At 71.9% G+C, this 13,509-nt stretch carries 10 protein-coding genes; 3 read left to right on the top strand and 7 right to left on the bottom strand.

Annotated features, from left to right (window positions below):
* Positions 1–22 precede the first annotated feature (22 nt).
* Positions 23–1,798 carry a thiamine pyrophosphate-dependent enzyme gene (locus HQN59_RS12680; protein ID WP_176069464.1) on the top strand — a complete coding sequence of 592 codons (1,776 nt, stop codon included), beginning with the start codon at positions 23–25 and terminating at the stop codon, positions 1,796–1,798.
* Positions 1,799–1,819: 21 nt separating this feature from the next.
* Here HQN59_RS12680 and HQN59_RS12675 read toward each other — a convergent pair whose 3' ends face one another.
* The 7 genes from HQN59_RS12675 to HQN59_RS12645 all read right to left on the bottom strand — a co-directional run bounded on the left by HQN59_RS12675 (position 1,820) and on the right by HQN59_RS12645 (position 10,485).
* Positions 1,820–2,056 (bottom strand): hypothetical protein, encoded by a 237-nt coding sequence (locus HQN59_RS12675; RefSeq protein WP_176069463.1) that lies wholly within the window; start codon positions 2,054–2,056, stop codon positions 1,820–1,822.
* Positions 2,057–2,138: 82 nt separating this feature from the next.
* Positions 2,139–3,653 carry a class I SAM-dependent methyltransferase gene (locus tag HQN59_RS12670; RefSeq protein ID WP_176069462.1) on the bottom strand — a complete coding sequence of 505 codons (1,515 nt, stop codon included), beginning with the start codon at positions 3,651–3,653 and terminating at the stop codon, positions 2,139–2,141.
* 292 nt (positions 3,654–3,945) lie between these two features.
* Entirely contained in the window at positions 3,946–6,654 is a 2,709-nt protein-coding gene (locus tag HQN59_RS12665) for an outer membrane protein assembly factor BamB family protein (RefSeq protein ID WP_176069461.1), read from the bottom strand.
* A gap of 451 nt (positions 6,655–7,105) precedes the next feature.
* Positions 7,106–7,411 carry a hypothetical protein gene (locus tag HQN59_RS12660; protein WP_176069460.1) on the bottom strand — a complete coding sequence of 102 codons (306 nt, stop codon included), beginning with the start codon at positions 7,409–7,411 and terminating at the stop codon, positions 7,106–7,108.
* Between the two features lie 31 nt (positions 7,412–7,442).
* Complete coding sequence (locus tag HQN59_RS12655; RefSeq protein ID WP_176069459.1) at positions 7,443–8,693, bottom strand: YfiM family lipoprotein; 1,251 nt, start codon at positions 8,691–8,693, stop codon at positions 7,443–7,445.
* A 119-nt stretch (positions 8,694–8,812) separates the two neighbouring features.
* Complete coding sequence (locus HQN59_RS12650; RefSeq protein WP_176069458.1) at positions 8,813–9,040, bottom strand: hypothetical protein; 228 nt, start codon at positions 9,038–9,040, stop codon at positions 8,813–8,815.
* Positions 9,041–9,393: 353 nt separating this feature from the next.
* Positions 9,394–10,485 (bottom strand): AraC family transcriptional regulator, encoded by a 1,092-nt coding sequence (locus HQN59_RS12645; protein ID WP_176069457.1) that lies wholly within the window; start codon positions 10,483–10,485, stop codon positions 9,394–9,396.
* A gap of 118 nt (positions 10,486–10,603) precedes the next feature.
* Here HQN59_RS12645 and HQN59_RS12640 point away from each other — a divergent pair, with 118 nt between their 5' ends.
* Both HQN59_RS12640 and HQN59_RS12635 read left to right on the top strand, forming a co-directional pair.
* Positions 10,604–11,437: a class I SAM-dependent methyltransferase gene (locus tag HQN59_RS12640; protein ID WP_176069456.1), complete on the top strand. Its 834-nt coding sequence runs from the start codon at positions 10,604–10,606 to the stop codon at positions 11,435–11,437.
* A gap of 160 nt (positions 11,438–11,597) precedes the next feature.
* Positions 11,598–13,508: a B12-binding domain-containing radical SAM protein gene (locus HQN59_RS12635; protein ID WP_176069455.1), complete on the top strand. Its 1,911-nt coding sequence runs from the start codon at positions 11,598–11,600 to the stop codon at positions 13,506–13,508.
* Position 13,509: the final 1 nt, after the last annotated feature.

Raw genomic sequence — 13,509 nt, 5'->3', positions numbered from 1 at the left:
GCCGCCGTCCACCGGAGCCCCCATGAGCGACACCCCCGAATCCCGCAACGGCGCCGACGTCCTCGTCGACGCCCTGATCGCCTGGGGCATCGATCGCGTGTTCGGGATGCCGGGTGACGGCATCAACGGCGTGATGGAGGCGATCCGCACGCGTTCCGATCGCATCCGCTTCGTGCAGGTGCGCCACGAGGAAGCGGCGGCGTTCATGGCCTGCGCGCATGCCAAGTGGACCGGACGGCTGGGCTGCTGCCTCGCGACCACCGGGCCCGGCGGCGTGCACCTGCTGAACGGGCTCTACGACGCCAAGTTCGACCACGCGCCGGTGCTCGCGATCACCGGCCTGCCGTATCACGACCTGGTGGGCACCTTCACGCAGCAGGACGTCGACCTGCCGCGCCTGTTCGCCGACGTCGCCGAATACAGCGCCCGCATCATGAGTCCGGCGCACGTCGAGAACGTCGTCGCGCTGGCCTGCCGCACGGCGCTCGCGCGGCGCGGCGTCGCGCACCTGTCGATCCCGGTCGACGTGCAGGAGGAGCCGGTCGAGGACGCCGAGCCGTCGTCGCGCAACGTCGCGCACCACGCCTCGTTCACGCCGACCGACGAGCGCCGGCTGCCGACCGAGGCGGACCTCGACGCGGCCGCCGAACGCCTGAACCGCGCCAGCCGGGTCGCGATCCTCGCCGGCCAGGGAGCGCTCGGCGCGCGCGACGAGCTGGTCGCGGTCGCCGAGGCGTTGGGCGCGCCGGTCGTCAAGGCGCTGCTCGGCAAGGCTCTCCTCCCTGACGACCACCCGCTCACCACCGGCGGCATCGGCCTCCTGGGCACGCGACCGTCGCAGGAGGCGTTCGAGCGCTGCGACGCGCTGCTGATCGTCGGCTCGACCTTTCCCTACATCGAGTACTACCCCAAGCCCGAGCAGGCGACCGGCGTGCAGATCGACCGCGACCCGACGCGCATCGGCCTGCGCTTTCCGGTCGAGGTGGGCCTGGTCGGCGACGCGCGCGGCACGCTGGCGGCGCTGCTGCCGCGGCTGGCCCGCAAAAACGACCGCTCGTTCCTCGAGGAAGCGCAGCGCGCCACCCAGGCCTGGCGCCAGCTCCTGCGCGACGCCGTCGAACGCCCCGGCGCGCCGATGAAGCCCGGCCGCATCGCGCGCGACCTCGGCGATCGGCTCGCGGCCGACGCGATGGTGGCGTGGGACTCCGGCCACAACACCGGCATCCTGGCGCGCTACTGCGACGCCAGGGCCGACCAGCAGTTCGCCGGATCGGGCCTGCTCGCCTCGATGGCGTGCGCGCTGCCGTACGCGATCGCTGCGCAGCTCGCGTTCCCGAGTCGGCAGGTCGTCGCCTGGGGCGGCGACGGCGGCATCGCGATGCTGATCGCCGAGCTCGCGACGGTCGTGCGCTACCGCCTGCCGATCAAGATCGTGGTCGTCCGCAACGACTCGCTCGGCCAGATCAAGTGGGAGCAGATGATGTTCCTCGGCAACGTCGAAACCGAGTGCGCGCTGCAGCCGATCGACTTCGTCAAGGTTGCCGAAGGCTTCGGCATCCGGGCCTGGCGCGTCGAGCGCCCCGAGGATTGCGGCCCGGTACTCGATGCCGCACTCGCCCACGACGGGCCGGCGCTGATCGAAGCCGTGATCGACCCCGACGAGCCGCTGCTGCCGCCCAAGCGCATGGAGAAGTACGCCAGGAACCTGCAGAAGGCGCTCGCCGCCGGCACCCCGAACCACGAGGCGATCGCGAAAGCACTCGCCGAGGAGCCGCTGCGGTCGATGCTCGAGGAGTAAGGCGCCGCGCGGCAGCTCGCCTCAGGCGCGACCCGAGCGGCGGCTGCGCGGCTGCAGCTTGTCGAGCTCGGCGAGCTGCTGCTTGAGCAGCAGCACCAGCGCGCGCGCGTTGTCGACCGTGAGGCGCAACGCGCTCGCGTCCGGCTGGCCGTCGCGCAGCTGGCGTGTCTGCACCAGCGCGTCGGCGCCGAGCTCGATCATTCCGTGGTCATGGCGCGCCGACTTCAGGCGCTGCACTTCGATGTCGTAGGTCTTCACACGCGCTCCGTCGTCCGCTCCAGGCGCGATTGTCGGACCGCCACCTTCAACGCTCCACGCCGGCACGTGCGCCGGGCGCCGGTCAGCGAACCGATCCGTTCGCCGGCGTCTCGACCGCCAGCAGGCCGAGCCGGGCGAACTTGTCGAGCGCGAAGTTCACGAAGTCGGCGCTGCGCGCGCCGAGCGCTGGCGCGATGTGCCCGGCGGCGACGCCGAGCGCCGCGCGGTCGCGGCTGCCGTCGACCAGCGGCAGCAGTTTCATCGCTTGCGCGTCGGCGATGCTGACGTGGGTGTGGGCGAGCGTCGTCACGCTGCTCGCCGTGCGCGCCTGCAGGCGCGCCAGCGGGCTTGCGAGCGGCCGCTCGCCCGGCTGCACGGTGAGCGGCGGCGGCTCGGCGTGCAGGGTGACGAGCCCGGCCGCGGCGGCGTCGACCAGCACCGTGTCGAGCGGGCGCGCGAGCGCGCCGCCGATGAGATCGGGCAGCGCGGCCACCGGCAGCGCCGCCGGCTGGTTCGCGACCAGCGTCTCGAGCAGCTTGCGGATCGCACCGCCGCCGCCGCTCGCGGGGTCGAGCCTCTTGGCGAGCTTGTGGATGCCGCCGGCGCCGGCGAGCCGCGCGAGTTCCCAGCTCGCCGACACGTGCAGCGCGGCGACGCGCTCGACGGGCGGACGAGCGTCCGTGGGCGCGTCGACGCGCACCAGCAGCGATTGGCGAAAGCGTCGCAGCCGCACGAAGTCGAGGTACTGCTCGCGCGCCAACGGCTCGAGTCGCGCCAGCGCGTCCTGCGTCTCGGCCGGCAGATCGCCGACGCTCGTGCTCTGCAGCTGCGCCTCGCCGAGCCAGCGCAGGCCGTGCTCGGCCGCATGGCGCGCGAAGGTGTCGAACAGCACCGGTTCGTTCGGCACCGCGAGGTCGTCGTGGAAGAGCTCGCTGTCGCTGCGTTCGGCCAGCGCCCGGAACTCGGCACGCAGCGCCTGGTCGGCCTCGACGCTCGGCGCGAGGACCGTCGCGAGCTGCTGAGCCAGCGCGCGCGCGGCGTCGACGCGCGCCCGTGCGCTATCGAGAAGGTCGACGTGCCGGTGCAGCACGTCCCACGCGGCCTGACGCACGCGGCAGCCGGGCAGCACGTTAAAGCTCACGTAGGCGATGCCGGCCGGCGTCAGCCGCTGCTGCGCAAGCGCGAACAGCGCGTCGCGCACCGGCGCCGGCACCCACGAGTAGACGCCGTGCGCGATCACGAAGTCGAACGCACCGAGTTCGGCGGGAAGCTCCGCGAGATCGCCCTCGACGAGCGTGACGTTGCCAAGGCCGAGCGTGTCGACCATCGCCCGGCCGGCGGCGATCGCCCGCGGCGAGAGGTCGCAGCCGACGAACTGCGCAGCGGGCATCGAGACCGCCATCGCGATCAGGTTGACGCCCTCGCTGCAGCCGACCTCGAGCACGCGTGCGGCGTGCTGCGCCGGGCCGGCGTGGCCGGCCAGCGTGGCGATCGCCGCCAGGCGCGCGGGGTGCGTCGCCTCGTGCGGCTTGGCGTCGTAGGGAATCTCGTCGTAGCGGCCGACGAGCGCCGCGTTCGAGGTGTCGGTGCTGAGCATGGCGCGGCCGCTGAAAGAAATGATCGGCGAGGGCCGTGTGGCGACGGGTCGTCGGACGCTCGCCCGGTGCTGCCCCGACCGCCTCGCCCGCGAGCGGCGTCGACGCCGCTCGCGTCGGCCCTCGCGGTCTAAGACGCGGCACGCCGCGCTTCGGTTGACCGCCCGTGGCATCGATCGGCCGGACGGGCGCTCGGCGAATCGCTCCACGCAAAAAAGGGCCGCGCATCGCGCGGCCCTGAAGTCGACCGAATCACCGGGTACCGCTCGCGGCACCCGGCTCCTCGTCGGGAGACTACTTGATCACGCGGACCGTCGCGGTCGACGTCAGCTGCTTCTCGGCGCCGGCATTCATGAAGTTGGCCATCAGCGTCAGCGGCACCGCGTCGCCGGCCGGCATGTTGTTGTCGATCAGCGCCTTGTCGAAGGTCGCGACGAGGGTGCGTCCGTCGCCGCTCAGCGTGGCGGTGACGGCCGGGAACAGCATCGTCGAGAGCGGCGTCTTCAGACGCACCTCGGTCGGCCGCGTGTAGCCGGCAGGCACCTTGAACGACGTCGTGACGAGGCCCTGCACGCTGGTGAAGACGCCGTTGGCGGCACGCATGTTGAGCGTCGACGGAACCAGCTGCAGCGCACCGGGCACGTCTTGCGGCACGTGGTACGCGACCACCTTGCCGGTCGGACGCGGGTCCGTGCAGTCGTTGAAGAAGTACTCGCCTTCCTTGGTGAAGGTGTACTGGAACGACTCTCCCGGAGCGAGCTTCGGGTTGAACAGGCCCTCGAAGAACTGCGTCGCGCAGTGCATCTTCTGGTTCGGGAAGTTCGGCATCTGCGCCGGCCCGGGGTTGGTGAACGTCACCGTCGTGCCAACCGGAACCCGCATGAACGTCGGGCTCATGCCGTTGGTCGCGATGCTGTCGACCGAGGCGGCGACGTCGGTGCGGTTCGGCCGCGCCAGGTAGACGGTGTTGTTCAGCGTGCTGCCCTCGACCGCGCTGCCGCCGACCGCGCGCCGAACGACGAACGGCGCGGGTGTCGGCATCTCGCTGCTGCCCGAGGCCGACTTGTAGCTGCCGCCGAGCTTGAACGCCCACAGCTTGTCGCCCTCGGCGATCGCGAGCACGTACTGCTCGCCGTTGATCGAGTAGGTCGTCACCGCACCTTCGATCTCGCCGTCGGTCTGGAACTTCCACAGCGTCTTGCCGTTGGTGGCGTCGAGCGCGTAGAGCATGCCGTCCGGCTGGCTCGCGAACAGCAGGTCGCCGGCCGTCGCGAGCACGCCTTGGCCGTGCGCCGCGTCGAGGCCGAGGTGGTTCTGCCACACCAGCTTGCCGGTCGACGCGTTGATCGCGAACACGCCGCCGGTCTGGTACTCGCCGAGCGCGCGCAGGCCGTTGCTGCCGGCCGAGCGGTAGTGCGCGACCGGCGCGACGCCGTACGGCACGTAATACAGGTTGGTGCGCGGGCTGTAGCCGTGGTTCGACAGGTCGGCGCCGCCGTTCTGGCTCGACATCGTCAGCACCGGGAAGTCGAAGTGCGGCTCCCACAGGCAGCCTTGGCGGTGCGGCTGCGACTGCGCCTCGCCACGGGGGTTGTAGCCGCCCGGGTACTGCACGAACGGCTTGTCGACGTCGAGGTAGTTCGGCTCGGTGTAGACCAGATTGCCCTGCGCGTCAGGCTGGTAGCCGTTGTAGTTGGGAACGCCGCGCCAGGGGTTGCCCGGGATGTTGTCGGTGCCGAGCTTCTCCCAGACGATGCATTCGTCGGGCCCCGGCCCGAGCGTGTCGACCCAGGTGCCGTGCGCCGGGAACGGCTGCGTCGGCGCGTTGTTCTGGCGCGTGTCGACCACCATCGGCTTCATGACGATCGCGCCCGTCAGCGGCTTGCCGTTGGTGCGATCTAGGATGAACGTCATGTGCGCCTTGCTGCCGTAGTAGATGGCCTTGCGCGTCTGCCCGCCGACGCTCACGTCGGCAAGCACCGGCGAGTGCACGTTGTCCATGTCGAAGATGTCGTGCCGCACCGACTGGTGGTGCCACTTGTAGGCACCGGTGCGCATGTCGAGCGCGACCAGCGAGTTGCCGAACAGGTTGTCGCCCGGCCGCTGCTGCCCGTCCTGCGACGACTGGCAGCTGCGCACGTTGCCGAAGGTCACGTAGAAGATGCCGAGCTCGGGATCGACCGCGCCATGCAGCCACGGCGAGGTGCCCGAGGTGAGCGCGCAGCTCTGGCCGTTGGGCTGCAGCGGGCCCCAGGTCGCGCCGGCGTCGACCCTGACGCCGTTGACGTCGGTGACGATGCGGCCCGGCTCGGCGCCGCCGTAGAACGACCACAACATGCCGCCGTCGCTGGCGCGCACCGCGAACGCGGCGTTGCGGCTGCCGTCGTTGGTGCCGACGAACACCATGCCGTCGTGATAGATCGTGCCGACCTTGGCGATGTTGCCGAGCGACGCGCCGTTGGGGCCGGTCGGCTGCACCGCCCAGACCAGCGCACCGGTGTCCTTGTCGAGGGCCACGACGCGGTTGCCGGCCGCGAGCGTGTAGACCTTGCCGGCGCCGACCGACACGCCGCGCCGGGTTCCGGTGGTCCCGAACGGCGCGCCGCTCGCGGTCGTCGGCTCCCACTTCCACTTCACCGCGCCATTGGCGCCGTTGACCGCGATCACGCCACCCGCCGGCGTGTCGGCGTAGATCACGCCATCGACCACGACCGGCGTGGTCTGCTGCCCGGTGTCGGCCGCGCCCGCTCGCGGGGTCGGCTGGGTCACCGCCGCCGCCGACGTGCTGGTCTTCCAAACCGGGCCGAGCTGGCTGATGTTCGAGCGGTTGACCTGGCTCAGCGACGAGTAGCTCTGGTTGCCCAGGTTGCCGCCGCTCTTGGGCATGTCCTGATCACCTGGCGTGCAGCAGGCATTGAGATCGGCCGCCGCGCCGAACATGACGGTCGGAGTCGAGAGAGCCGCGAGCGCGACGAGCGTCGTGGCGGTGGCACTGAGCTTCATGGGGTCTCCTCTTCATGTCAGGGCGCCGCGGCGGCCTGATCGTTGGCGCAGGTCGGGACGTCGCTCCCGCCGGCGCTCGGCCCGTCCCGAGTGGGGAGCGTCACGTGCGTTTCGTTGTACGGAACGCCGTTCCGAAGGGAGTTGGTGCGATTGAAAGCGTTGACCCCTTCCTTGTGAGTAGGAACAAACCCGACGCGGGCGGCGCAGACGGTCGAACGGCGACGCCACTCGCGCGGCGGCGTCGCATGGCCGGGCCTGCTCGGCCGCGCGGCGACGGTTCGTTGCCCTGCGTCGTGGCGGTCGGCCAAGGCAGCGGCGGCATCGCGATGGCGCGTGTCTGCGCCCTGCACGGGAAGCGAACCGTCGCACCCGGCCGCTCGCGTCGGCCCGACCGCGCCGGGTGTCACCCGGCGAGGCGCGCGATCGAGGTCCGCGTGCGAGCCGGCCCGCGCTACAGCCGCTCGGCGGCCAGCGCGCGCACCACCACCTCGTCCTGCGCGAAGCGCTGCTCGAGGCTCGCCCGGTAGCCCGCCCACCATGCGCGGTCGAGCGCGTCGGCCATCACCTCGTAGACGACGATGTCGTCGCGATCGACACCGCCCCCGTCGCGCCAGAGCCCCTTGGCCGGCGCGCGGCTGTAGGTGGTGATGCCGCCGAAGCGGTCGACGAGCTCGCGCCGCACGTCCTCGTAGAGCGCCTTCGGAAACGCGGCGCCGGCGTTGTCGTAGACGGGAAGCAGCAACTGGACGAGGTGCATCGGAGGTCCAGGAACGGCGGTGCCCCGCTCGTCAGCGAAACATCGGCATCGCCTCGATGCGGCGGTCGATGTCGGCGACGAGGCGCTGGTAGGCCTCGCCCTCGATGCCGCCGAAGCGTGCCTGGAAATCCGCTTCCGACATGCCTTCGGGCAGGTCGGCGGCGCCCGGCATCAGGTCGGCGTCGCGCGTGGTCGCCGCGATGCGCGACTGCAACTCGGCGGCCTCACGCACTGCGAGATGGCCGAAGCGGGTGCCGGCGCGATCGGCCGCGAGGTCGTTGAAGCTGAACCCGCTGCCGCCGCGCTTGGCGTCTTCGAGCTCCTTCCACACGCCCACCGCCTTCGAGAGCGGCGTGTCGGCCTCGGCGGCGAGCACCGCCGACACCAGGAAGTGCAGCGCCGAGTCGGGGCGGCCGCGCAGCGTCACGACCACCAGAGGCGCGACCGGCCAGCTCGATGCGGCAGGCACGAGCAGGCCGAGGGGGCGCTGGTTCGCATGGAGCGTCAGCGTCAGCAACGCCGCGCGGTTCTCCTCGACGACATCGTGCCCATCGGCGCTGCGTGCGGCAGCCAGTTCGAACAGCGCCCGCAGCATCGGCGCGAGATCGAGGTGCCCGCCGGTCGCGCGTCGGCTCACCTCGACGAAGCGGTCGTGGTACGCGCGCAGCCGGGCCTCCTTCAGCGTCGAAGGCGCCATCGCCGCGCGCAGGCGTTTCAGGGTGTCCGGCTCGACGTGGTAGGTGACCGCGAGCGCCTGCGGGCTGAACGTGACGTGCTCGATCCACTCGACGCCGAGCAACTGGTCCAGGTTCACGCCGCGGCGGGCGGCGTACCGCTGCGCCGCCGCCGTCACGAGCGTGGGAGGCAGCGGCAGCGAGCCGACCCGCACGCGCTCGATCTGGGGCAGTGCCGCGCCGCTCTGGCGCAGTCCCAGCTCCACGTTGAGCCAGCGCCCCAGAGGCGCCGGAACACTGGCGTCGACGACCATGCGGCCGCTCTCGAGACGTGCCCGGGCGTCGGCGCGCAGGACCCGCTGAACGGCGTGGCGGACCAGCAGGTCGACGTCGCGTGCGTCGAGACGGAGCGCGCGCGAGACTCCGATCGCGGTCAGCCTGGCCCCGTGCTCACGCGCGAGCGTCACCGCGCGATCGACATCGGCGGGCGATACGTCGGTGCGCGGCAGGACACGTGGCGCGCTGTCGACCGCGAGCGCAAGCGCGATCCCGGCGGCAAGCAGCAGCGCGAGCAGTGTGCCGAGCAGGGTCTTGATGAGGATCCGCATCCACGAAGTCTGCCAGCGACAGCGTCGCGGCAGGCGGGTGAGGCCGCCCTGCACGAGCGGCAGGCGTGTGCTCGAAGCGAATCGCGGCGGGTTCGGTCGCCCCGGCAGCGCGCTGGCCGCTAGGGCCGGGGCGCGCGGTCCTCGTCGATCGAAGGCCCGGTCTCGCCTACCGCCGGCTCGACCGCCTGGCCGTTGACGTAGGCGCGGCCATCGCGCACCTCGATCAGCATGGGGCCGAAGCGGCCCTCCCACACGTAGCGCAGCACGCCCTCGGCGGCGAGCGGCAGGTCGGCCTGGGGCTCGTCTTCGGCGCGCGCGAAGATCTCGGGCAGCAGCGGCGCGTTCATGGCCGCGACTCGCCGCTTCGCCCGTGCCTGCAAGCCGGCCCGGAAGCGGTCAGAACCAGAGGACGATGCGGCGAACCCATGGCGGCAGATTGTCGGCTTTCGGACGGTAGAGCTGGCGGTAGTGCGATGGCATGGTGTCACCCGTGGAGCTTGGCTGTACGTTTATACAGTACCACAGGTGGGTGACGGCGACCATCGGGTGACAGGCAAGCCGCACTGGCGACGCAGGCATTCGGCCGCGCGGGCGGCGGGCCATCGCCGCTGATCGCGCGCCGCGCCCGGCAGCACCCGTTTGCCGTCGCATCGGCTCCGCCGCCGCGTGCATCCCGCTCCAGCCGCTGCAGCGCACGCGTTCAATCAGCGTCCGTCGCAGTGCCCGGGTTCGGATCCGCTCGTGTGGCGCTTGCGTCGGCCAAGCTCGCGGCACCCAGCGCCGCCGCGGTCGCACGCCGCTGCCGGCGCCGCCACGTCGCCGGCGGCTCGCCGACCATGCGCTTGAAGGCGCGCGAGAACGCCGCCTCGGAGTCGTAGCCGACCTCCTGCGCGACCGCGAGCACGGAAGCATCGCTCTGGCGCAGCAGCGCGGCGGCGCACTGGATGCGCCAGTTGGCGAGGTAGTGCATCGGCGCCTGGCCGAGCAGCGCGAGGAAGCGCTCGTGCAGCGCCGAGCGCGAGAGACCGACCTCGCGGCCGAGCGCGTCGACGCTCCAGGCGTGCGCCGGGCGCTCGTGCAGCAGCGCGAGCGCGCGCCCGACGTGGCGGTCGCGCAGCGCCGCGAGCCAGCCCGAGGCGCCCTCGTCGAGCGAGGCGAGATAGCGCCGTGCGGCGTCGACGAACATCATCTCGCTGAGCCGCTCGAGCACCGCGCTGCCGCCGGAGCGCTGCTGGCGACACTCGGCGACCGCCTGCTGCAGCGCCGGCGCGACCCATGCGCCGACGCCATCGGCTCGCAGGTGCAGCAGGCGCGGCAGCGCGCCGAGCAGCGGGTTGAACGGCTTGACGTCGCAACCGATGAAGCCGCAGACCAGGACCGCCGCCGCCTCGTCGGCCGGCAGCTCGGCGCCAGGGTGCACCACGCCGTGGTGATAGGTCACCGGGATCGGTTTCGGATCGTTGCGCATGCGGTGGACCCAGGCACCGTCGTCGCACGCCGGCACGAGACCCGGCGCGCTCGAGATCGAGTGGCCGTCGCCGTGGGGCACGAGAACCACGTCGCCGGCGCCGAAGCGCACCGGCGGCGCGCCGTCGATGGCGGCCCAGCCGTCGCCACGCGCCATGAGGTGGTAGGCGATCACGTGTTCGGCACCCGGCATCACCACCGGCCCGAGCATGCTCGCCGGCGGCGCGACCGACGCCCACTCGTCGCCGCAGCTCACGTAGAAGAAGACCGCGCCGCGCAGCCGCACGCTGCGCAGCACGTCGGAGAGCGGATCGGAGGCGCTCATTCGGGGGAGGCGCGCCCGAGACGCGGACGCCCGATCAAATCTGCACGACTCGCGGGCAAGCGTCAACGCAGGGCGCTCGAAAGAATGCGTCGCACCCCCCACCCCAAGGAGCCCTGCGATGGAAAGCGTTCTCGAACCCGTCACCCGCCCCGACCTCGCCGCGATCAAGGCGCGCCAGCAAGCCACCTGGGCGAGCGGCGACTTCGCGGTGATCGGCACCACCCTGCAGATCGTCGGCGAGCTGCTCGCCGAGGCCGTCGACGTGCGCGCCGGCGAGCGCGTGCTCGACGTCGCCGCCGGCAACGGCAACGCCACGCTGGCGGCGGCGCGGCGCTTCGCCGACGTCACGTCGAGCGACTACGTGCCGGCGCTGCTCGAGAAAGGCCGCGCGCGCGCCGCCGCCGAAGGCCTCGCCGTGCAGTTCGAGGTTGCCGACGTCGAGCAGCTTCCGTTCGCGGACGGTCGCTTCGACGTCGTGCTCTCGACCTTCGGCTGCATGTTCGCGCCCGATCACCCGCAGGTCGCGCGCGAGATGCTGCGCGTGGTGCGCCCCGGCGGGCGCATCGGCATGGCGAACTGGACGCCGGCCGGCTTCATCGGGCGCCTCTTCAAGGTGATCGGCGCGCACGTGCCGCCGCCGGCGGGCGTGGCGTCGCCGGCGCTCTGGGGCAGCGAGCCGCACCTGGTGGAGCTGTTCGGGCCGCGCGCTGCCGGCATGCAGGTCGAGCGCCGGGTGTTCAACTTCCGCTACCGCGACGCCGCGCACTGGGTGCAGGTGTTCCGCGACTGGTACGGCCCGACCCACAAGGCGTTCGCGGCGCTCGATGCGGCGGGTCGGCAGCGCATGGAGGCCGACATCGTCGCGCTGCTCGACGAGTTCAACGTCGCCGGGAGCGAGTCGCTGGTGGTGCCCGGCGAATATCTCGAGGTCGTGATCACGACTGCGCGCTGAGGCGCCGCGCCCGCGCACGTTCCGAGCCGTCACGCGCACGGCGCGCCGTGATCGCGCACGGCGGCGTGGGCCCTTCCGGTGCCGGCGCGGCGCGCGGCGTCGCCGCCCGCGACAATCGGCGCCTTCTCGGCGCGCCCTGCGCTTGGGCCTCCGAGCCGCCATGTCGATCGAATCCTTCCGCGTGCTGTCGGTCATTCCGCCGATGACCCAGCTCAACACGCCCTACCCGTCCACCGCGTACCTCACCGGCTTCCTGCGCTCGCGCGGCATCGCGGCGAGCCAGGTCGACCTCGCGCTCGAGCTGGTGCTGGATCTGCTCTCGCCCGAAGGGCTGGACCGCATCCGCACATGCTGCGAGGCGTTGCCGGCGTCGGCCCGCAGCGCGGTCGTGACGCATTTCCTCGCCGCGTTCGAGCGCTACCGCGCGAGCATCGCGCCGACCCTCCGCTTTCTGCAGGGCGCCGACGCGACGCTCGCGCACCGGATCGCGACGCGGCGCTGGCTGCCCGAGGGCGCGCGCTTCCGCTCGCTCGACGTCTACGTCGACGCCGAGGGCGGCGACCCGCTCGCGTGGGCGTTCGGCGCGCTCGGCCTGCAGGACCGCGCGCGCCACCTTGCGACGCTCTACCTCGACGACCTCGCCGACGTGCTGCGCGACGCCGTCGACAGCCGCTTCGAGTTCGTGCGCTACGCCGAGAAGCTCGCGGCGAGCCAGGCGAGCTTCGACGCACTGGCCGAGGCGCTCGCGGCGCCGCCCAACCTCGTCGACGAGCGCCTTGCGGCACTCGCGCTGGCGGTCGTCGACTTGCAGCGCCCCGACCTGCTGCTGCTCTCGGTGCCGTTTCCGGGCTCGGTCTACGCGGCGCTGCGCATCGCGCAGGCGGTGAAGGCGCGCCACCCCGGGATCGCGGTCGCGCTCGGCGGCGGCTTCGTCAACACCGAGCTGCGCGAACTCGCCGAGCCGCGCCTCTTCGACTTCGTCGACGTGGTGACGCTCGACGCGGGCGAGCGCCCGCTGCTTGCATTGATCGAGCATCTGCAGGGCCGGCGCTCGCGCCAAAGGCTGGTGCGCAGCTTCGTGCGAGACGCCGACGCGGGCGCCGTGCGCTACGTCAACTTCCCCGAGCCGGACGTGCCGTTCGAGGAGGTCGGCACGCCGACCTGGGACGGGCTGCCGCTCGGCCGCTACCTGTCGCTGCTCGACATGCTCAACCCGATGAACCGGCTCTGGAGCGACGGGCGCTGGAACAAGCTGACCGTGGCCCACGGCTGCTACTGGAAGAAGTGCAGCTTCTGCGACGTGAGCCTCGACTACATCGCGCGCTTCGAGCAGGCGAGCGCCGAGACGCTGGTCGACCGCATCGAGGCCATCGTGCAGGAGACCGGCGAGACCGGTTTCCACTTCGTCGACGAAGCGGCGCCGCCGAGCGCCCTGCGCGCGCTCGCCGCCGAGCTGCGCCGGCGCAAGGTCGACATCTCGTGGTGGGGCAACGTGCGCTTCGAGAAGACCTTCACCCGCGAGCTCTGCGACGAACTCGCCGAAAGCGGCTGCATCGCGATCTCGGGCGGGCTCGAGGTCGCGTCCGATCGCCTGCTCAAGCTGATGAAGAAGGGCGTCTCGGTCGAGCAGGTCGCCCGCGTGACGCAGGCGTTCTCGGATGCCGGCATCCTGGTCCACGCGTACCTGATGTACGGCTTTCCCACCCAGGACGAGCAGGACACCGTCGACGCGCTCGAGTACGTGCGCCAGCTGTTCGACAACGGCTGCATCCAGAGCGGGTTCTTCCACCGCTTCGCGTGCACCGTGCACTCGCCGGTCGGCAGGCATCCCGAGGAGTACGGCATCGAACTGCTGCCGCTGCCCGCGGGCGGGTTCGCGAAGAACGACGTGGCCTTCGTCGACCCGACCGGCGCCGACCACGATGCGATGGGCCGCGCACTCAGGAAGGCGATCTACAACTACATGCACGGCCTCGGCCTCGACGCCGACGTGCGCAGCTGGTTCGACGTGCGGATGCCCAAGCCGACCGTCGGCCGCCATCGGATCGCGCGCGCGCTGGCGGCGGGCTGAG

Source organism: Rhizobacter koreensis (assembly GCF_013366375.1).
Taxonomy (GTDB): domain Bacteria; phylum Pseudomonadota; class Gammaproteobacteria; order Burkholderiales; family Burkholderiaceae_C; genus Schlegelella_A; species Schlegelella_A koreensis.
This window is presented reverse-complemented; position numbering and strand designations above follow the sequence as displayed.

Bases quoted from the DNA above. Each gene is read 5' to 3' on its own strand.
- HQN59_RS12665 (WP_176069461.1), bottom strand. From the start codon at position 6,654: ATGAAGCTCAGTGCCACCGCCACGACGCTCGTCGCGCTCGCGGCTCTC.
- HQN59_RS12680 (WP_176069464.1), top strand. From the start codon at position 23: ATGAGCGACACCCCCGAATCCCGCAACGGCGCCGACGTCCTCGTCGAC.
- HQN59_RS12640 (WP_176069456.1), top strand. From the start codon at position 10,604: ATGGAAAGCGTTCTCGAACCCGTCACCCGCCCCGACCTCGCCGCGATC.
- HQN59_RS12645 (WP_176069457.1), bottom strand. From the start codon at position 10,485: ATGAGCGCCTCCGATCCGCTCTCCGACGTGCTGCGCAGCGTGCGGCTG.
- HQN59_RS12655 (WP_176069459.1), bottom strand. From the start codon at position 8,693: ATGCGGATCCTCATCAAGACCCTGCTCGGCACACTGCTCGCGCTGCTG.
- HQN59_RS12650 (WP_176069458.1), bottom strand. From the start codon at position 9,040: ATGAACGCGCCGCTGCTGCCCGAGATCTTCGCGCGCGCCGAAGACGAG.
- HQN59_RS12660 (WP_176069460.1), bottom strand. From the start codon at position 7,411: ATGCACCTCGTCCAGTTGCTGCTTCCCGTCTACGACAACGCCGGCGCC.
- HQN59_RS12635 (WP_176069455.1), top strand. From the start codon at position 11,598: ATGTCGATCGAATCCTTCCGCGTGCTGTCGGTCATTCCGCCGATGACC.
- HQN59_RS12670 (WP_176069462.1), bottom strand. From the start codon at position 3,653: ATGCTCAGCACCGACACCTCGAACGCGGCGCTCGTCGGCCGCTACGAC.